18 protein-coding genes are annotated in these 19417 nt (G+C 48.5%); 15 read left to right on the top strand and 3 right to left on the bottom strand.

All coding sequences use genetic code 11. The annotated features are described in order from the left end of the window. Both H4O21_RS03725 and H4O21_RS03720 read right to left on the bottom strand, forming a co-directional pair. Window positions 1-963: a KpsF/GutQ family sugar-phosphate isomerase gene (locus tag H4O21_RS03725; RefSeq protein ID WP_182807501.1), complete on the bottom strand. Its 963-nt coding sequence runs from the start codon at window positions 961-963 to the stop codon at window positions 1-3. Window positions 964-973: 10 nt separating this feature from the next. Continuing rightward, window positions 974-1921: a calcium/sodium antiporter gene (locus H4O21_RS03720; RefSeq protein ID WP_220495488.1), complete on the bottom strand. Its 948-nt coding sequence runs from the start codon at window positions 1919-1921 to the stop codon at window positions 974-976. Between the two features lie 268 nt (window positions 1922-2189). On the opposite strand from H4O21_RS03720, the gene H4O21_RS03715 reads away from it, so the two are divergent. From H4O21_RS03715 to H4O21_RS03670, 10 genes are all read left to right on the top strand, one after another. After that, the gene (locus H4O21_RS03715; RefSeq protein WP_182807500.1) at window positions 2190-2999 is read left to right on the top strand and encodes an ATP-binding cassette domain-containing protein; all 810 of its coding nucleotides are present in this window, start codon (window positions 2190-2192) and stop codon (window positions 2997-2999) included. Continuing rightward, window positions 2996-3778, top strand: coding sequence for a lipid asymmetry maintenance ABC transporter permease subunit MlaE (gene mlaE, locus H4O21_RS03710; protein ID WP_182807499.1), 783 nt, complete (start codon window positions 2996-2998; stop codon window positions 3776-3778). Before H4O21_RS03715 ends, mlaE begins: the two co-directional genes overlap by 4 nt. 1 nt (window position 3779) lies before the next feature. Continuing rightward, entirely contained in the window at window positions 3780-4244 is a 465-nt protein-coding gene (mlaD, locus tag H4O21_RS03705) for an outer membrane lipid asymmetry maintenance protein MlaD (protein ID WP_182807498.1), read from the top strand. A gap of 92 nt (window positions 4245-4336) precedes the next feature. Next, complete coding sequence (locus tag H4O21_RS03700) at window positions 4337-5029, top strand: MlaC/ttg2D family ABC transporter substrate-binding protein (RefSeq protein WP_182807497.1); 693 nt, start codon at window positions 4337-4339, stop codon at window positions 5027-5029. Beyond that, entirely contained in the window at window positions 5026-5340 is a 315-nt protein-coding gene (locus H4O21_RS03695) for an STAS domain-containing protein (protein WP_182807496.1), read from the top strand. Before H4O21_RS03700 ends, H4O21_RS03695 begins: the two co-directional genes overlap by 4 nt. 76 nt (window positions 5341-5416) lie before the next feature. Beyond that, the gene (locus tag H4O21_RS03690; protein WP_182807495.1) at window positions 5417-5674 is read left to right on the top strand and encodes a BolA family protein; all 258 of its coding nucleotides are present in this window, start codon (window positions 5417-5419) and stop codon (window positions 5672-5674) included. Between the two features lie 27 nt (window positions 5675-5701). Continuing rightward, window positions 5702-6964 (top strand): UDP-N-acetylglucosamine 1-carboxyvinyltransferase, encoded by a 1263-nt coding sequence (gene murA, locus H4O21_RS03685; protein ID WP_182807494.1) that lies wholly within the window; start codon window positions 5702-5704, stop codon window positions 6962-6964. Window positions 6965-7023: 59 nt separating this feature from the next. Next, window positions 7024-7674: an ATP phosphoribosyltransferase gene (gene hisG, locus H4O21_RS03680; protein WP_182807493.1), complete on the top strand. Its 651-nt coding sequence runs from the start codon at window positions 7024-7026 to the stop codon at window positions 7672-7674. A gap of 43 nt (window positions 7675-7717) precedes the next feature. Continuing rightward, window positions 7718-9025: a histidinol dehydrogenase gene (hisD, locus tag H4O21_RS03675; protein ID WP_182807492.1), complete on the top strand. Its 1308-nt coding sequence runs from the start codon at window positions 7718-7720 to the stop codon at window positions 9023-9025. 481 nt (window positions 9026-9506) lie between these two features. After that, window positions 9507-10070, top strand: coding sequence for a CBS domain-containing protein (locus tag H4O21_RS03670; protein ID WP_182807491.1), 564 nt, complete (start codon window positions 9507-9509; stop codon window positions 10068-10070). 80 nt (window positions 10071-10150) lie between these two features. Here H4O21_RS03670 and H4O21_RS03665 read toward each other — a convergent pair whose 3' ends face one another. Beyond that, window positions 10151-10708 (bottom strand): D-sedoheptulose-7-phosphate isomerase, encoded by a 558-nt coding sequence (locus H4O21_RS03665; RefSeq protein WP_182807490.1) that lies wholly within the window; start codon window positions 10706-10708, stop codon window positions 10151-10153. 341 nt (window positions 10709-11049) lie between these two features. Here H4O21_RS03665 and H4O21_RS03660 point away from each other — a divergent pair, with 341 nt between their 5' ends. The 5 genes from H4O21_RS03660 to adk all read left to right on the top strand — a co-directional run bounded on the left by H4O21_RS03660 (window position 11050) and on the right by adk (window position 19229). Then, window positions 11050-11955, top strand: a complete 906-nt coding sequence (locus H4O21_RS03660; RefSeq protein ID WP_182807489.1) for an ROK family protein — start codon at window positions 11050-11052, stop codon at window positions 11953-11955. A 489-nt stretch (window positions 11956-12444) separates the two neighbouring features. After that, entirely contained in the window at window positions 12445-15111 is a 2667-nt protein-coding gene (aceE, locus tag H4O21_RS03655) for a pyruvate dehydrogenase (acetyl-transferring), homodimeric type (protein ID WP_182807488.1), read from the top strand. Window positions 15112-15283: 172 nt separating this feature from the next. Further along, the gene (aceF, locus tag H4O21_RS03650) at window positions 15284-17266 is read left to right on the top strand and encodes a pyruvate dehydrogenase complex dihydrolipoyllysine-residue acetyltransferase (protein ID WP_182807487.1); all 1983 of its coding nucleotides are present in this window, start codon (window positions 15284-15286) and stop codon (window positions 17264-17266) included. A 132-nt stretch (window positions 17267-17398) separates the two neighbouring features. Then, a complete protein-coding gene (locus tag H4O21_RS03645) occupies window positions 17399-18073 on the top strand; it encodes a LysE family translocator (RefSeq protein WP_182807486.1) in 675 nt (224 codons plus the stop codon). A 502-nt stretch (window positions 18074-18575) separates the two neighbouring features. Then, entirely contained in the window at window positions 18576-19229 is a 654-nt protein-coding gene (adk, locus tag H4O21_RS03640) for an adenylate kinase (protein ID WP_182807485.1), read from the top strand. Window positions 19230-19417: the final 188 nt, after the last annotated feature.

The following is a 19417-nucleotide window of genomic DNA, read 5'->3' as shown; positions in this document are numbered from 1 at the left end:
TCAGATCACACCCGCTCGCAGCAGGTCATGCATATGCAGCACCCCAACGGGCTTGTCCTGCTCGACAACCAGCAGGGATGTAATCTTTTTCTGTTGCATTATATCTACAGCCTCTGCGGCCAGCTGTTCCGGCATTACAGTCACAGGATCCGGAGTCATCACATCATTCACAATAACACTGCGAATATCCAGCCCCTGATCCAGTGTACGCCTCAGATCACCATCCGTATAGACACCTGTTAGCTTACCCTGAGGATCAATGATCGCTGTCATACCCAGACCTTTGCGAGAAATCTCCAGTAATGCAGCCTGCAAAGCGGTGCCGCTATCAACCAGAGGCATACGCTCACCGGTATGCATAAGATCATTGACTTTCAATAACAAACGTCGCCCCAGGCTGCCTCCCGGATGAGAAAAGGCAAAGTCCTCTGCGCTGAAACCTCTGGCTTCAAGCAAGGCTATAGCCAGAGCATCACCAACCACCAGAGTAGCCGTAGTACTTGAGGTAGGAGCCAGATCCAGAGGGCAAGCTTCCTGATGTACACGAATCAGCAGGTGGGCGTCAGAAAAACTGGCCAGTGTTGAATCTGCATTGCCAGTCATACTGATCAGAGGAACAGCCAGCCTCTTCAACAGAGGTAACAAAGTCGTCACCTCTGATGTCTCACCGGAGTTCGATAGTGCGATCACGACATCCCCTCGGGTGATCATCCCAAGATCACCATGACTGGCTTCTCCTGGATGAACAAAAAAAGCAGGCGTTCCTGTAGAGGCCAGAGTTGCGGCAATTTTATTGCCAATATGACCTGATTTACCCATTCCGGTGACGACAACACGTCCCTGGCAATTCAGGATCAGGTCACAGGCAAGGATAAAAGCTTCGTCCAGGGTTTCGCTCTGCTGCCTTACAGCATCCGCTTCCATCTCAATGGTTCGGCATGCAGATTTAAGATAAGGATGCATAACGTCGCCTTTACACTGCAGCCAGATAGATAACGTACAGATAACCCGCATAAATAGCCGTTAACAGGCCACCTTCACCCCGACTTATACGTCCTTTCTTACGCATCAGAATAATCAAGGCAGCCAGTAGGAAGGTCAAACCAGCCATCACAGGAAAGTCACGGCTCATTACCTCACCCTCAACGGCTGTTGCTGCGAAAAAGCCAGGTACAGGCAATACCGCAAGTAAATTGAAAATGTTGGACCCGACTACATTACCCAGGGCTATTTCATGATGATTTTTCAAGGCACTGGCGACACTGGCAGCCAGTTCAGGCAAACTGGTACCAATCGCAACGATGGTCAGTCCAATAACCAGATCACTGACACCAAAATGCTGAGCAATGTTGACAGCTCCCCAGACCAGGATACGTGAACTGGCCACCAGGAGCACCAGCCCTATCACCAGCCAGAACCAGGCTTTCTTGCCGTTCATTTCCGGAATATCTTCCGGATGATCGAATTCACCCTCTCCATCACCCTTAAACATCCAGAGCAGACTCAGCACCAGACAAGTCACGAGAATAAAGGCATCCATTAAAGACAAATTGCCATCCAGTAATACCGCTCCGGCAATCAGAGTAACCCCCAGCAGCAGAGGAATCTCTTTTTTCATTAATTTCATATTGATCGGCAAAGGGGCAATAAGAGCTGTTATCCCTAACACCAGGCCTATATTCGCAATATTCGATCCCAGAGCATTACCTATAGCAAGCCCTGGATTGCCCTCCATTGAGGCAATAGCCGACACCAGAATTTCTGGTGCTGATGTACCGATTGAAATAATAGTCATACCAATCAGCAGAGGGGACATCCCCATATTACGGGCTGTTGCAGCAGCTCCGTCAATGAAACGGTCAGCACTCCAGACCAGAAGGCCCAGACCAAAGATAAGCGCTAATGCAGAGTACAGGATCATAACTTTCCGATATCTGAGTTAAGTTGGCTGGCAATTAAAGAAGCATCCCGACAGGAATGCAAGTATGAGATCAGAATTATCGCTAAAGGTTGCATAAATATGTCATCGCCATAAAAATGACGGATCGTCACTTTAAATACAGCGGCATTGCCCCGATTAATATGTCTGGCTGCATTTTGCCTTTATCCAGGGTAAAGTGACGCGGTTATTTTACGTTGTTTTTTGTTATTTCTGATTATTTCGTCCTATATAAAGGTTTACCCGACTTATGTCCGACTCAGATAGTCTGGTTGAAATCACGGATATGACTTTCAGACGAGACCAGAGAAGGATCTTTTCAGGGTTAAGTCTTCATATTCCTAAAGGAAAAATCACAGCCATTATGGGCCCTAGTGGTACAGGTAAAACGACACTGCTTCGCCTTATTGGTGGTCAGCTTCGTCCTGATCAGGGCGAAGTGATTGTTGATGGTCGTTCCGTACCCGATATCAGTCGCTCCGAGCTGTTTGCCCTACGCAAAAGAATGGGCATGCTCTTCCAGAGTGGAGCGCTGTTTACTGAACTGAGCGTCTTTGAAAATGTTGCGTTCCCTATCAGGGTACACACTGACCTTCCGGAAGATATGATCAGAGATCTGGTACTGATCAAACTGGAGTCTGTTGGTCTGCGAGGCGCGCGGGACCTGATGCCCTCAGAACTGTCTGGCGGAATGAGTCGCAGAGTTGCTCTGGCCAGAGCGATTGCACTGGACCCTGAGTTAATGATGTATGACGAACCTTTTGTCGGACAGGATCCTATTACCCTGGGGGTTCTGGTAACACTGATCCGTCAGCTGCACGATGCACTGAATATGACCACAGTGCTGGTATCTCACGATATTGATGAGAGCATGAGTATTGCTGACCATATCTGCGTTCTTTCCGACGGCAAGGTGCTGATCGAAGGCAGTCCTGATGACATCCGTCAGAGTGAGCTGCCAGAAGTTCGTCAGTTTATCCGAGGTTTACCTGATGGCCCGGTCCCTTTCCGCTATCCAGCGAATGACTTTGCCAGTGATATGATGGGGGCAGAATCATGATCTCATTTCTGCAGACAACGGGGAAGCGCGTGCTGGATATACTGGCAGGCCTTGGCAGATCAGCTCAGCTGTTAATCGCCGCTCTGCTGGGCGTAAGGTATGTGCTGAAAAACTTCCATCTGCTGATTAAACAGATCTATGTTACCGGTGTCTTATCAATAGCTATTATAAGTGTATCCGGCCTGTTTATTGGTATGGTACTGGGCCTACAGGGCTATTCAATACTGGTAGACTTCGGGGCAGAAGATGCTCTGGGACAGATGGTTGCTCTGACGCTGCTCAGAGAACTCAGCCCGGTCGTTGCAGCCTTGCTGTTTGCCGGACGGGCGGGTTCAGCCCTGACAGCAGAAATAGGCCTGATGAAGGCAACAGAACAACTTGCCAGTATGGAAATGATTGGCGTTGATCCGGTTAAGCGTGTTATCGCTCCTCGTCTGTATGCCGGTATTATCGCCCTACCTCTGCTCTGCATTATATTCAGCGTAATTGGCATATGGGGTGGCATGCTGGTGGGTGTGGAATGGCTAGGCGTTTTTGATGGTTCCTACTGGGGCAATATGCAGGCCTCTGTTACCTTCGGACATGATGTCTTAAACGGCATCATAAAAAGTATTGTGTTTGCTATTGTCGTAACCTGGATTGCTGTCTTCCAGGGATATGATCTGATTCCGACATCAGAAGGGATCAGCCGTGCAACCACTAAAACTGTAGTATATGGCTCTCTGGCTGTGCTGGGGCTGGATTTTGTTTTGACTGCCTTGATGTTTGGGGATTTCTGATATGACTACCCGCTGGATTGAAGTCAGTGTGGGCGCTTTTGTTGTAGCCGCAGGACTGGCCTTTATTGTACTGGCCATGAAAGTCAGTGGCCTGGATTACCGTTCAGATGATAAAAGTACGTATACTGTTTACGCACACTTTAATAATGTCGGAGGGCTTAAGCCCCGGGCAAAAGTTACCATGGCTGGCGTTACTATTGGCAGGGTTGATTCCATTCAGATTGATCCTCAGTGGTATGATGCCAGGGTCACACTGAAAATAGACAACAGTATGAAAAATAAGCTGTCGGAAGATACATCAGCAATGATTCTGACATCGGGCCTTCTGGGTGAAAACTATATCGGACTGATTGTTGGTGCTGAAGAAGAGATGATTCAGGATGGCGGACAGATTCGAGATACTCAGCCTGCCCTGGTACTGGAAGACCTGATTGGCAAGTTCCTGTCCAGTATGGGCAAAGAGTAATCTGTACCACATCCGTTATATAACGTGGGATTCATGGTCATGACTTCAGTATCCGAAAAAGCACTGAAGCACTCATCATAGAAGGGTTATGTATGAACAAATTACGTCAGAGATCGTTCGCCAAATCAGTAGCCACCCTGACCAGGCCGCTGTTTTTTATTCTACTGACTGCGATGATGGGTGCAGGCCTGGCCCATGCCAGTAACAAAGCCCCGAAAGAGGTTATCACTGAAACCGCCAATGAATTACTTTCGTTCATTGAAGAAGCCAGAGATTATCATGAAAAAGAACCTGAGCGCTTTTACAATCGCGTTGAGGAGATACTCTCGCCCGCTGTTGATATGCGTCGCTTCTCTGCAGGTGTGATGGGAAAATATTATCGTGCCGCCAGTAAAGAGCAGCGCCAGCGCTTTCTGAGTGTATTCCAGAACAGTCTGATTCGCACCTATGCGAAGGGACTACTGGCTTTCTCTAAGGAAGAGATACGGGTACTGGAACCTAAAGCGCCGTCAAGAGACCCGGAAAGAGATACCGTTGAAATGGAGGTAATCTCTGTGGATGGTACGGTTTATCCTATTATCTATGCGATGCGCAAAGGTAAGGACGACCAGTGGCGTATTACTAATGTCACCGTTAACGGTATCAACCTTGGTGTAACGTTCCGCAATCAGTTCGATAGCGCCATGCAGGCACATAGTCGTAACTTTGACTATGTTATCGACAACTGGCTGACCAGTGATGCCTCCAACGCAGTAACCGAACAAACCAGTGGAGTAAAGGAGTGAGTCTGGTTAAAGCAATCACCCCTGACAGATTACAGGTATCCGGCGTACTGGATTTTAATACAGTCGCAGAGGTACGTCGTCAGGGGGAAATACTGATTCAATCAGGCCCGGAAGCCATTGAGATAGACTTTTCCGGTGTATCCCGCTCCGGTAGCCCGGCTGTTTCCGTAATGATGTGCTGGCTGAGAACAGCCCGCGCATCAGACAAGCAGATTCGCTATACCGGCGTGCCCGATATACTGCAGAATATTATTGATGTATCCGGTTTGAGGGAACTACTCTCACTGGATTACAAAAGCAGTAACCCATGATGCAATGAAAATCGCCTTTTGTGCGGATTTTTACTAGAATCGCTTCCCTCAAGCTGAGTTAAAATCGGAGAAAAAGATGCAAGCCAGTGAATTGCAAAAAGTTTTAGAAGAAAAATTGTCAGATTGTGAGTTTATCGTTCAGGGTGATGATGGCCGTCACTTTGAAGTCATCGCGATTGGCGAAGTGTTTGCTTCTTTAACCCCGGTCAAAAAACAGCAGCATGTCTACTCAGGCCTGAATGATCTGATCGCTTCCGGTGACGTACATGCGGTACAAATTCGTACCTATACTCCCGCACAATGGGAAGACGCCAAACAACTGCACGTCGGTTAAGCTTTCAGATTCAATTACGGACCTCAGATGGATAAATTAATTATTACCGGTGATAAGCCTTTATCAGGCGAGATCCGGATTTCTGGTGCAAAAAACTCTGCACTTCCTATTCTTGCGGCAACCCTACTGGCTGAAGGGCCGGTCACCATTGGCAATCTGCCACACCTGCACGATATCACAACCATGATAGAACTGCTGGGTGGTATGGGCATAGAACCTATCATTGACGAAAAAATGCGCATTGAAGCTGATGCCCGTCTGATCCGTAATTGTTATGCTCCGTATGATCTGGTACGCACCATGCGTGCTTCAATTCTGGTACTGGGGCCCCTTCTGGCTCACTTCGGTGAAGCTCAGGTTTCCCTGCCAGGGGGTTGCGCCATTGGCAGTCGTCCAGTTGACCTCCATATCAAAGGCTTACAAGCTATGGGGGCAGATATCAAAGTCGAAGACGGCTATATCAAGGCAAAAGTCAATGGTCGACTGAAAGGCGCAAATATCCTGTTTGAAACCGTCACCGTCACAGGCACAGAAAACCTGCTGATGGCAGCTTGTCTGGCAGACGGCGTCAGCGTTATCGAAAACGCAGCCCGTGAGCCGGAGGTTGTCGATCTGGCTGAATGCCTGATTGCTATGGGCGCTAATATCCAGGGTCATGGTACTGACAGGATTGTTGTTGAGGGTGTGGATAAACTCAATGGCTGTGAACACAATGTGGTTGCAGACCGAATTGAGACAGGAACTTATCTGGTTGCTGCAGCAGCAACCCGTGGGCGTATTAAAGTAAAAGACACCCGTGCAGATATTCAGGATGCAGTGCTACTGAAGCTGGAAGAGGCAGGCGCTCATATTGAAACAGGTCCGGGCTGGATCAGTCTGGATATGAAGGGTAACCGCCCAAAAGCGGTCAATCTGACCACGGCACCTTATCCGGCGTTCCCTACTGATATGCAAGCCCAGTTTGTTGCCATGAATGCAGTTGCAGAAGGCACATCCCGGATCACCGAAACAATTTTTGAGAATCGCTACATGCACGTGCAGGAGATGCTGCGCATGGGAGCAAAAATTGATGTCCAGGGTAATACTGCCATTATTGATGGCGTTGAACGCCTGAAAGGTGCTCCGGTTATGGCTACAGACCTTCGCGCCTCTGCCAGTCTGGTGATTGCAGGCCTGGTTGCCGAAGGGGATACCCTCGTAGACCGCATTTATCATATTGACCGGGGCTATGAGTGCATTGAAGAAAAGATGCAACTTTTAGGCGCTAAGATACGACGTGTACCTCGTTAAGCGGGTCTGAAACAAGTCCCCTGTTTATAACTATTATCCTCCAAGAGCTGATCAATCCTATGTCTCAAGAGCTTATTATTGCGTTATCTAAAGGACGAATCCTGAATGAAACCCTGCCGCTGTTTGAACAGGCAGGGATTCATCCACTGGAAGATGTACGCAAGAGTCGTAAGCTGATTTTTGATACCAATATCGAAAACGTTAAGCTCATCATTATCCGTGCAGTTGACGTACCTACTTATGTTGAACTGGGTGCAGCAGATATGGGAGTTGCCGGTAAAGATGTTCTGATGGAGCATGGCGCTAAAGGCATTTACGAACCTCTGGATCTGAACATTGCACGCTGCCGTCTGATGACGGCAGGTATGAAAGAGCAGAAACGTCCGACCGGACGTATCCGCGTTGCCACTAAATTCGTGAATGTTGCCAAGCGCTATTATGCAGAACAGGGCGTACAGGCTGACCTGATTAAACTGTACGGCGGCATGGAGCTGGCTCCGATTATGGATCTGGCAGATGAGATTGTCGATATTGTGGACACAGGCAACACACTTAAAGCGAATGGTCTGGAAGCCCGCGAAGAGATTGCTGATATCAGCACTCGTCTGGTCGTCAGTCAGGGGGCAATTAAAATGAAAAACAGCCTGGTCCAGCCAATCATTCAGAAATTGTCTGCTGCGGTGGAAGCCGCCAGACAAACGGACAGCTAGTCCGGCAAACCCTATAAATGTAAGAATCTAACGGGAAAAACCTATGTCATCACCTGTTTCTATCACTCGTTTAACCACAACCCAGGATAATTTTAATCAACAGCTGGATCAGCTGCTGGCCTGGGAAGCAGTATCTGACACCTCCGTCAATGAGGCCGTAAACGATATTCTGCATCAGGTTAAACATCATGGTGATAAAGCAGTGATGGAGTTCACCGCCCGGTTTGACCGACTGGAAGTCGCCGACTTCAGCCAGCTTGAAATGTCTCAGGAGCGTCTGCAACAAGCTCTTGATGGGCTGCCTGACGATCAACGTCGGGCACTTGAACTGGCTGCAGAGCGAGTCAGAGTTTATCACGAGAAACAGCTTCAGCCGTCCTGGAATTACACTGAAGCAGATGGCACTATGCTGGGACAGCAGGTAATGCCAATGGACCGTGTCGGTGTTTATGTACCAGGCGGCAAAGCAGCCTATCCATCGTCTGTACTGATGAACGCCGTACCTGCCAAAGTAGCCGGAGTCAAAGAGATCATCATGGTTGTTCCGACTCCGGGCGGCGAAGTCAACGAACTGGTACTGGCTGCGGCCTGTATTTCTGGTGTAGATCGTGTATTCACTGTGGGCGGAGCCCAGGCTGTTGCAGCACTGGCTTACGGTACTGAAACGGTTCCCCAGGTGGATAAAATCGTAGGCCCTGGTAATATTTTTGTTGCGACGGCAAAACGGGCCGTATTTGGCACAGTCGGCATCGACATGATTGCAGGCCCCTCTGAAATCCTGGTGGTCTGCGATGGTAAAACCGATCCGGACTGGATTGCTATGGATCTGTTTTCACAGGCAGAGCATGATGAAGACGCTCAGCCAATCCTGGTTAGCTGGGATGCCAGCTTTATTGATCAGGTTCAGGCCAGTATCGAAAAACTGCTGCCAACAATGGAACGAGAAAGCATTATCCAGGCATCTTTGCGCGACCGCGCCGCTTTAATTCAGGTTAAAGATCTGGATGAAGCCCTGGAAGTTACCAACAGAATCGCACCAGAACACCTGGAGCTTTCTATTGATGATCCTATGAGCATAGTTGAACGTATACGTCATGCTGGTGCTATCTTTATGGGTCGCTATACAGCAGAGGCGCTGGGGGATTACTGCGCAGGACCTAACCATGTTCTGCCAACGTCAGGAACAGCCCGCTTCTCTTCTCCTCTGGGAGTGTATGACTTTCAGAAACGCTCATCCCTGATCATGTGCTCAGCGGATGGCGCGTCTGAACTAGGCAAAACGGCATCTATTCTGGCCAGAGGCGAAAGCCTGACAGCTCATGCCCGTTCAGCAGAATACAGAATAAAGTAGTAAGTTATACCATTTCATGAGTCTCCATAAAAAAGGCCTGTCAGGGCCTTTTTTATGGCTGAGTTTCTGATTAATTTTCGCCCGATGAAAAATATCAGCTTGCAACAAATTGATTGTATTCACTTACCGCTGAGGCTAGTATCAGATAAACAAACAGAAGGAAAAGTCAATGCGCAAACTCTTTAGCCTCTTTATATGTACGCTTTTGATGATCTCAGTCATCAAAAGTACCGGGCTGGAGGGACTAAAAAGCAATAACCATTACAACGCCTTTATCAGTTTTGATATTCCTGACTATGAAGAACCGGATGCCAACCTGCCTGCCAGTCACTCCTTCGCAAGCGAGGTATCACCGGTTCATTACAGCTTTTTAGCGACATATACAGAAAAGCTGCAGGTCAGTACAAATTTAATCAGAGCCCCTCCTTTTTCATGAATAGCCAATGTTTTACGACTTCTATTCAAACAAAGGGTTACGATTATGAAAGTACTTACACTACACCCTGTAGAAAACCATTACCATCTGGTGCACCCGGAAGAATTCCATCACCTGACAGCAGATGATTCAGCTCTGGCAGTATTTACAGACTTTAAAAAACATATCCCTCAATCAGTTATGTATGATTTACCTGCCATACACGCTGAATCGCAAATGAGAAAAGCACATGTCAGAATGCAGGTTGTTGTTGATCATGACGGTGAACTTGTCGGGGCTATCAGCCTGAATGATCTGGGAGAACAGAACTTTATTCAGGCATTCCAGCAAGAAGGGCTTAAAAGAGACGAAGTCAGAGTAAAAGATCTGATGATTCCAAAGAACAAATTACAAACACTGGACTATTCAGAACTCAGTAATGCAAACATCCAGAATATTCTGGACACTTTGCAGCAAAACTATCAGCAGCACTGCCTGGTTACCGACTCCTCGCAAGGACAAATCAGAGGTTTAATTTCCGCAGCGGATATCGCAAGGCGACTGCATATAGCCATTGAAATTGAAAAGCCTACCAGCTTCTACGATATCTGCATGGCTATCAGACACTAACACTACGACATGGAATACCGGAACTCATCCGACAATATGGAGGGTTCCGGCACAAGTCAGCCAGATATCACAACTGTGATTCAGGAGAATCTTTCATCCATTTCTTCGCACAGCCAGTGTCCAATCAGCATATGCGCTTCCTGGATACGCGCTGTTTCTGAGGATGGCATTCGCAGAGTTGCATCTGCAATCTCAAGTAGCTGACCACCACTTTCTCCTGTCCAGGCATATGTATGGCAACCAAGCTGCTTAGCTTCTTTTATTGCATCGATTACATTAGCACTGTTCCCAGATGTGGATAGCCCTATAACAATATCACCTTCGCGGGTAAGCGCCTGAATCTGGCGGGAAAATACAGTATCAAAACTATAATCATTAGAGTGCGCGGTCAGAATAGAGGTATCAGTTGTCAATGCAATGGCAGCCATTGTTGGACGTTCTTTTTTATAACGCACTACAAATTCAGCTGCGAGATGCTGGCTATCAGCAGCACTACCACCATTACCCATAAAAAGCACTTTACCACCGTTACGAATACACACTTCCACCCTGTCAGCCATCTCGCTGACAACAGATTCAAACTGAGAAAGCTGGTTAATCGTATCCTGATGACGCTGCAGGGTGTTCAGAAAACTCATATATGTCCGCCTTTGGCCGATTTATCAGATTGAGTGCTATGGTGTTATGCAGAAAGATTGTCACAAATCGTCAGAAACAGACACAGAACGACTATATTCTTCTGCTGAGGCTTCAGTTTTAAATAAGGTAATTATCTCAGATCAACCAGAGTTCAGGCTAGCCGTAACTGTAAATGAATCTTATATTCAGAAATTAAGCTCCGATATTAAGACCTCTTTTTACAGGCTTCAGGCTCTGTTAAGCCTGGGAGTTCACAGTTTTCTGCTAAGAAGGGATATATGCTTAAAAATCAGGGAAAAAGTTCTGTTCACAGAAACCCGGATATTGTGCAGGGGTTATTATGTTTCTGGGCATTGATTTAGGCGGTACAAAAATAGAAGCAGCGGTACTGGATACCCGAGGGCAGGTACTGTTCCGCGAACGTGTCGCGACGCCTCAGGGAAATTATGACGCCACTCTGGATGCCATTTCTGTACTGGTAGCCTGGGCAGAGTCTCAGCTGGGCATCTTTGACTCGATTGGTATTGGCACTCCCGGAGCCATTTCAGTAAAAACTGGCCTGATGAAAAACTGTAATTCAACCTGCCTGAATGGCAGAGCACTGACAGACGATCTGCAGCACAGACTGAACAGAAAAATTATACAGGCTAATGATGCAGATTGTTTTACTTTGTCCGAGGCCATAGATGGCGCTGCCAGGGGGAAAAAGAATGTCTTCGGCGTCATTCTGGGCACAGGTGTGGGAGGTGGCCTGGTACTGAACCAGCATCTGGTCCAGGGTGTTAATCGAATTGCCGGGGAGTGGGGACATAATCCTATGCCTGCCGATCTGGTAAAAGACTTTAAACCCAGGCCGTGCTACTGTGGTCGCCATAACTGCATTGAAACTTTTCTCTCAGGTCCGGGGTTGAGTCAGACTCACTCAGAAGTTCATGGCCTGCGAAATATTACCCCTGATACCCGCCTGATAGCCAGCCAGGCTATGGAGGGAGAAAAAAGAGCAGAACAAACTCTCCAGATTTATAGCCTGCAACTGGCCAGCGCGCTGGCTGGCGTCATTAATATTGTTGACCCGGATATCATTGTTCTGGGAGGAGGCATCAGCAACATAAAATTAGTCTACACTTATATTCAGAATTATCTGGATGCCTTTGTGTTCAGCGATAGTATCATGACCCGGATACTACCTCCGGAGTTTGGTGACTCCAGCGGCGTACGAGGAGCAGCCTGGTTATCACGCCTGTAAGCGGCAATCCATAGCAACACAAAGATCTGAAGGGACAGGAACAAAACAGGTCAGTTAAAGGAGTTAAGCGCTTTTCTTTGCCCCATTTTGTCCGGTTCCACAAAGATTACAGGGATTTTCCAGGAACTCAGGTCATTGTTTTATCAAAAATGTGACTGCATTCCCCTGTCTTATCCATGTAATTTTTTGTCTTTAATTTTTTTTTGTAGTATTTTTACAAGAACTGAAGAGTCACCCTTTTCTGTAAAGAAAAAGACATGAACTGTCAGAAAACAGTTCTACACCCGGTATTTATATCTCGCACATGCGATATAAGTTGGCCGCAGCCCCTGAAATAAAAGTTCAGAGGTCTGCACAGATTAAAAAGCCTGCAATATTTGTGGTGTAAATTAACTACAAACTGCCAGAAAAGCAGAACATACCCCAAATAATAAAACCACATGATCTGTGGTCATGGCTGAATCGGAAAAATGCGGAGAGTTAATAATTATGAGTCTGGATACACGAACAGATCTTGATCCGGTAGAAACCCAGGAATGGCTGGATTCCCTGGATTCTGTACTGGATCGCGAGGGAGAAGATCGAGCGCAGTTCCTGCTGAGTGAATTGGGCAATCGTCTGCGCCGGGATGGTGCTCAACCACCATTCTCAGTGACGACACCCCACCGCAACACCATTCCGGTTCACCGTGAAGCCCGTATGCCGGGTGATCTGTTTATGGAGCGTCGTATCCGCTCTGTGATCCGCTGGAATGCCATGGCAATGGTCATGCGCGCCAACAAGAAGAACTCAGGTATTGGCGGCCATATCTCAAGCTTTATGTCCAGCGCCACCCTCTACGATGTAGGCTTTAACTATTTCTTCCGTGCACCCAAAGGTGATTTCGAAGGCGATCTGCTTTACATCCAGGGTCACACCGCACCGGGCATCTACTCCCGCTCTTTCCTGGAAGGCCGTCTGAGCGAAGAACAGCTGGACAAGTTCCGTCAGGAAGTAGATGGCGATGGTCTGTCCTCTTACCCACACCCCTGGCTGATGCCGGACTACTGGCAGTTCCCAACCGTATCTATGGGCTTAGGCCCCCTGGGTGCAATCTACCAGGCACACGTGATGAAGTACCTGGATAGCCGTGGTAAAAAGCCAATGCAGGATCGTAAGATCTGGGCTTTCCTGGGTGACGGTGAGTGTGATGAGCCGGAAACTCTGGGCGCCATCTCTCTGGCAGGTCGTGAGAAACTGGATAATCTGATCTTTGTGATCAACTGCAACCTGCAGCGTCTGGACGGTCCTGTTCGTGGTAACGGCCGTATTATGGATGAGCTGGAAGGCGTATTCCGTGGCGCTGGCTGGAACGTTATTAAAGTCGTCTGGGGGCGTTTCTGGGATCCTCTGTTTGAGCGTGACAGCAAAGGCGTCATGCAGAAGCGTATGGATGAAGCCGTTGACGGTGAATACCAGAACTACAAACAGAAAGGTGGCGCTTACACCCGTGAGCACTTCTTCGGTAAATATCCTGAACTGGCTGATATGGTCAAGGATATGTCTGATGAAGATATCTATCGCCTGAACCGGGGCGGTCACGATCCGTATAAAGTATACGCCGCTTATCACGAAGCAGTGAACACCACAGGCAGACCTACCGTTGTTCTGGCTCATACCGTTAAAGGCTATGGTATTGGTGAAGACGGCGAAGCGAAAAACGACACTCACTCTGTCAAATCTCTGCAGATGGCAGGTCTGAAGAAATTCCGTGATCGTTTCGGCATTCCACTAACCGATGAGCAGCTGGAAGACGTACCTTACTACAAACCAGCAGATGACAGCCCTGAGATGCAGTACATGCAGGCTCAGCGCGAGCGTCTGGGTGGCTACCTGCCAGCCCGCCGTGCAGACTTTGAATCTCTGCAGGTTCCCGGACTGGATAACAAGGTCTTTGACGCCCAGCTGAAAGGCTCTAATGGTCGTGAAATTTCGACGACGATGGCTTTTGTCCGCATTCTGTCTGGTCTGGTAAAAGATAAAGCCATTGGCGAACGTATTGTTCCTATCGTACCTGATGAAGCCCGTACTTTTGGTATGGAAGGTATGTTCCGTCAGCTGGGCATCTACACCTCTGAAGGTCAGAAATACAAGCCGGAAGATGCGGATCAGATCATGTATTATCGTGAAGATAAGCAGGGTCAGATTCTGGAAGAAGGTATCTCTGAAGCCGGTGCAATGTCAGCATGGGTTGCAGCAGGCTCCAGTTACAGCAATCACAACTACACTCTGATTCCGTTCTATATCTACTATTCCATGTTCGGTTTCCAGCGTATCGGTGATATCGCCTGGCTGGCCGGTGATATTCAGGCACGCGGCTTTCTGGTCGGAGGTACAGCGGGTCGTACAACACTGAACGGTGAAGGTCTGCAGCACCAGGATGGTCACAGCCACCTGATGGCAGGCACGATTCCGAACTGTATTACTTACGACCCGGCTTATGCTTATGAGATGGCGGTAGTGGTACAGGACGGTCTGCGCCGCATGTATGAAGAGAAAGAAAACTGCTTCTACTACCTGACCGCCATGAATGAGAACTACGAGCAGCCTGCCATGCCAGAAGGTGCCGAAGAAGGTATCATCAAAGGTATGTACCTGCTGCAGGAAGGCGGCGACGCAGAGCGTAAAGTTCAGTTGCTGGGTTCCGGTACCATTCTGCGTGAAGTGATTGCCGGTGCAGAACTGCTGAAAGAAGACTTCGGTGTTGAAGCCGATATCTGGAGTGTGACCAGCTTTAACGAACTGCGTCGTGATGGTCTGGCCGTTGAACGTCAGAACTTCCTGCACCCGGAAGCAGAAGAGCAAGACGCATACATCACCTCTTGTCTGAAAGGTCGCCAGGGTCCTGTTATCGCATCGACCGATTACATGAAGCTGCATGCCGATCAGGTGCGTAGCTTTATTCCTACTGATTACCGTGTACTGGGTACTGATGGCTTCGGTCGCTCCGATACTCGTGAGAAACTTCGCCACTTCTTCGAAGTGGATCGTTATTTCGTCGCAGTTGCCGCGCTGCAGTCTCTGGCCAAACGTGGTGAGATCGAGCGTAAGGTGGTTGCAGAAGCCATCGCGAAATACAACATCAACCCTGAAAAGTGTGACCCACTGACCTGTTAATCCCTGATCGGTTTTCCGACTGCTGCAATAACAGCAGTCGGAGCGTATTAGCAGGCAGGTCTGCCCAACGGATATCCAGGTATCCGGCTATGCTGAAAAGTCAGACGAACCATTCAATCGTCATTCAGCCCGGCAGGCCCTTGAAACAGACAGATTTATAGGAGCGAGAGCTTTGAGTACCGAAATCATCAAAGTGCCTGATATTGGCAGCGATTCTGATGTAGAAGTGATCGAGATCTGTGTTGCAGTGGGTGACCAGGTTAACGCGGAAGATTCTCTGATTGTACTGGAGTCTGACAAGGCTTCCATGGATGTACCCAGTCCGGTAGCAGGCGTGGTTAAAGCCATCAAACTGAGTGTTGGCGACCAGGTAAACCAGGGACATGACATTCTGGAACTGGAAATTGAAGGGGCGGCAGCAGAAGCACCTGTCGCAGCACCGGCTCCAGCAGCAGCACCGGCTCCGGTAGCAGAAACAGCACCAGCCCCTGCCCCCGTTACTGCAGCACCGGCTATTGAGACCGTAGAAGTACCGGATATCGGTGACAGCGGTGAAGTTGAAGTGATCGAAATCAGCGTATCTGTAGGAGATGAGATCGCTGAAGAAGACTCTGTACTGGTACTGGAGTCCGACAAAGCCTCTATGGAAGTCCCTTCCCCTGTTGCGGGTAAGGTGCTGGAAGTGCTGGTCAACACAGGTGACAAAGTCGCACAGGGCCATCCGATCCTGCGCGTTGAAACCGCAGGTGGGGCTGTTGTTTCTGCTCCAGTCGAAGCTCCGGCTCCAGCACCTGCTGTAGAAGCTGCTCCGGCTCCTGTTGCCGCACCAGCGCCTGCGGCCGGTCCAGTACGTAAAGAGATTTTTGTACCAGATCTGAGCGGCAACAATGACGTACCTGTGATTGAAGTATCTGTTGCTATCGGCGACGAACTGGAGGCCGAAGATGGCCTGCTGGTTCTGGAGACTGATAAAGCAACTATGGAAGTTCCGGCACCTCACAAAGGTAAACTGGTCGAGTTTAATATCTCTGAAGGCCAGACCGTGAATCAGGGCGATCTGATTGGTGTTATGGAAGTAATGGAAGCCGCACCCGCGCAAGCGGCTCAACCAGCCGCTGCGGCTCCGGCACCTGCAGCAGCTCAGCAAGCGGCTCCGGCTTCGGCTTCTGCTCCTACCGCAACGGCTTCTGCTCCTGCGACACCATCTGCCCAGAGTGGACGTAAAACAGGTAAAGTACACGCAGGTCCTGCAGTACGTATGACTGCACGTGAATTCGGCATTGATCTACTGGATGTCACGCCAACCGGTCCTCGTGGTCGAATCCTGAAAGAAGATGTTCAGACTTATGTGAAGCAGGTTATGCAGCAGGTTAAATCTGCACCACAGAAAGCTGCAACACCGGCTGCAACTGGTGGTGCAGGTATTCCGCCAATTCCTGCGGTTGATTTCAGCCAGTTCGGCGAAATCGAAGAGAAACCTATGGGGCGTCTGCTGAAAGTCGGTGCAATGAACCTGCACCGTTCATGGCTGAACGTCCCCCATGTAACACAGTTTGACGAAGCGGATATCACCGAGCTGGAGAAATTCCGTAAGTCGATGAAGGCTGAAGCAGAAAAACGTGGTTCTAAACTGACGCCTCTGCCATTTATCCTGAAAGCCTGTGCTTACGCCATGCAGAAATACCCACAATTTAATGTGTCTCTGCATCCGGACGGTGACAAGCTGATCCAGAAGAAATATATTCATATCGGTTTTGCGGTAGATACGCCTGACGGACTGCTTGTGCCCGTAGTGCGTGATGTTGACCAGAAATCTCTCTGGGAACTGGCGGATGCTACTGCAGATCTGGCCTCTCGTGCACAGAAGAAAAAACTGACTGCGGATGATATGAAAGGTGGTTGTTTCACCATTTCGAGCCTGGGCTCTATTGGTGGTACAGCATTCACGCCTATCGTTAATGCGCCGGAAGTGGCTATTCTGGGTGTGTCCAAGGCCAGCATAAAGCCTGTGTGGAATGGTAGTGACTTTGTGCCACGGCAGATGCTGCCGTTGTCATTATCCTATGACCACCGGGCAATCAACGGGGCTGATGCGGCACGCTTTACCGCGTTTATTGCTGCAGTTCTCGCTGATATCCGTCAGCTGCTGATGTAATACTCAGAGGTGCCACTCTTAGTATGACAGGCTCTGACTGACTCCTTTTGTATCCTTTACAGATACATGTGCCTGTGAAGCGGTATTCTTCGGAATACCGCTTTTTTATTACTTGTATATCCGGAGCTGCCAATGGCCGATATTCTTCTACAACTGGAATCTTACTTTGATGCCTCTTTCCTGACATTTCTGGCGGCAATTATTCTGCTGACCATATCCCCTGGAGTAGATACAGTAATGGTTATTCGCAATACCATCCGGGGTGGACGAATAGACGGCCTTGTCACCAGCATAGCTATTTGCAGTGGTTTGTTCGTTCATGCCGTTGTATCTGCCGCAGGTGTCTCTTTTATTCTATTGCAGTCAGCCAGCCTGTTTACAATGTTAAAACTGGCAGGGGCGGCTTATCTGATCTGGCTGGGATGGAAAAGCCTGCGTAATGCCTGGGACAGAAAGACGAACACTACATTGACAGGGGTCTCCAATACAGAAAACCATAGCGTGACTCCATCTCTGAGGCGTTCTTTCAGGGAGGGCTTTCTGAGCAATGTGCTGAACCCTAAAACCATTGTATTTTACATGGCTTTTCTGCCTCAGTTCATCCAGCCCCATGAATCCGTCATGCTGAAGTCAGTATTTCTGGCTGGCGTGCATTTTATAGTCTCAAATATCTGGCAGTTGATACTGATACTCATGGTTGCCAAAGCACGCCAATGGCTGAGCAGCGAGAAAGCTATGCGCTATCTGGACGGCATAATTGGCTCAGTCATGATGACATTTGGTATCAAGCTGGCAACTGACAGCTGATTGACTCTTGCCTCCCCCTTCCTGAAATTTCGATAACAGTGACTGACCTGCTAAGGCACATCAGTTTGGTCAGTCACTACGGAAACTTTTCTTTCCCGTAATTTAACTCATTGAATCTGCTATAGATAATATCACCCAGCGCGACGGCAGATAAACCGGCACCAACCATAACGAAACAAACAATTGTTTTAATTTGTTTTTTTACAGTTACAACGAACGTATCCTTGTCTTTGTAACAGGGTAAGGGTATTGTCTTTTCCCTGATGAGTGCAATCCGTGTCTGAAAAACCTCCGGGATGTTAGCAGAATCTCTGGAGTAGCTAATGGAAGGGAAAGATTTCGGGGTTGAGTGCTCCCGAACCATATATCCTAACATCGATATATCTATGGCTTCCCTGATTCCGGCATGAGATATCAGATTTCCGGGTAAACCAGCCCAACTGCCGGTTTACCTGAACAGAATAAATAAGTGTTTTAAATAATTAGAAGGGAGCATTACTCCATGCGGTTGATTTTATTGGGCGCTCCAGGCGCAGGTAAAGGTACGCAGGCTCAGTTCATCTGTGAGAAATATGGTATTCCACAGATTTCAACGGGTGATATGCTGCGTGCTGCAGTGAAAGAGGGCACTGAGCTGGGTCTGAAAGTGAAAGAGATTATGGAAACTGGTGGCCTGGTTTCTGATGACCTGATCATTTCCCTGGTAAAAGAGCGTATCGCTCAGGACGACTGTAAAGCAGGCTTCCTGTTTGATGGCTTCCCACGTACTATTCCGCAGGCTGATGCGATGAAAGAGGCTGGCGTTCAGCTGGATCACGTCGTAGAGATTGCAGTAGAAGACGAAGAGATCATCAAGCGCATGAGTGGTCGTCGTGTGCACCCTGCTTCTGGTCGTACTTACCACGTTGTCTTTAATCCACCAAAAGTGGAAGGTAAAGACGATGAAACCGGTGAAGATCTGATTCAGCGTGAAGACGATCAGGAAGAAACGGTTCGTCACCGCCTGAGCGTTTACCATGAGCAAACAGCCCCACTGGTTGACTACTACAAGTCATGGGAAGCTCAGGATGCGGATGCAGCGCCTAAACATAGCTATATTGCAGGTGTTGGCTCTGTCAGCGATATTCGCGACAAAGTATTTGCTGCTCTGTCTTAATTTCAGTAAATCCGGATGCAATGCGACTGGATTAATTAACTGAAATGCGAAACAAAAATGCCTCTGAAAACTCAGGGGCATTTTTTATTCTGATATACCATGCAGACAGATACAGCTCTGTCGCAGGTATGCAGGACAGAACCCCGACTTTAAAGAGCAGGGACACCGGAAGCTCTGTCAGCTTAACA

It is taken from the genome of Oceanospirillum sediminis, assembly GCF_014164585.1.
Lineage (GTDB): Bacteria > Pseudomonadota > Gammaproteobacteria > Pseudomonadales > Halomonadaceae > Oceanospirillum > Oceanospirillum sediminis.
The sequence above is the reverse complement of the archived record's forward strand: the minus strand, read 5'-3'. Positions and strand labels throughout refer to the sequence as shown.

Coding starts and splice junctions, on each gene's coding strand:
- H4O21_RS03725 (WP_182807501.1), bottom strand. CDS start 963: ATGCATCCTTATCTTAAATCTGCATGCCGAACCATTGAGATGGAAGCG.
- H4O21_RS03720 (WP_220495488.1), bottom strand. CDS start 1,921: ATGATCCTGTACTCTGCATTAGCGCTTATCTTTGGTCTGGGCCTTCTG.
- H4O21_RS03715 (WP_182807500.1), top strand. CDS start 2,190: ATGTCCGACTCAGATAGTCTGGTTGAAATCACGGATATGACTTTCAGA.
- mlaE (WP_182807499.1), top strand. CDS start 2,996: ATGATCTCATTTCTGCAGACAACGGGGAAGCGCGTGCTGGATATACTG.
- mlaD (WP_182807498.1), top strand. CDS start 3,780: ATGACTACCCGCTGGATTGAAGTCAGTGTGGGCGCTTTTGTTGTAGCC.
- H4O21_RS03700 (WP_182807497.1), top strand. CDS start 4,337: ATGAACAAATTACGTCAGAGATCGTTCGCCAAATCAGTAGCCACCCTG.
- H4O21_RS03690 (WP_182807495.1), top strand. CDS start 5,417: ATGCAAGCCAGTGAATTGCAAAAAGTTTTAGAAGAAAAATTGTCAGAT.
- murA (WP_182807494.1), top strand. CDS start 5,702: ATGGATAAATTAATTATTACCGGTGATAAGCCTTTATCAGGCGAGATC.
- hisG (WP_182807493.1), top strand. CDS start 7,024: ATGTCTCAAGAGCTTATTATTGCGTTATCTAAAGGACGAATCCTGAAT.
- hisD (WP_182807492.1), top strand. CDS start 7,718: ATGTCATCACCTGTTTCTATCACTCGTTTAACCACAACCCAGGATAAT.
- H4O21_RS03670 (WP_182807491.1), top strand. CDS start 9,507: ATGAAAGTACTTACACTACACCCTGTAGAAAACCATTACCATCTGGTG.
- H4O21_RS03665 (WP_182807490.1), bottom strand. CDS start 10,708: ATGAGTTTTCTGAACACCCTGCAGCGTCATCAGGATACGATTAACCAG.
- H4O21_RS03660 (WP_182807489.1), top strand. CDS start 11,050: ATGTTTCTGGGCATTGATTTAGGCGGTACAAAAATAGAAGCAGCGGTA.
- aceE (WP_182807488.1), top strand. CDS start 12,445: ATGAGTCTGGATACACGAACAGATCTTGATCCGGTAGAAACCCAGGAA.
- H4O21_RS03645 (WP_182807486.1), top strand. CDS start 17,399: ATGGCCGATATTCTTCTACAACTGGAATCTTACTTTGATGCCTCTTTC.
- adk (WP_182807485.1), top strand. CDS start 18,576: ATGCGGTTGATTTTATTGGGCGCTCCAGGCGCAGGTAAAGGTACGCAG.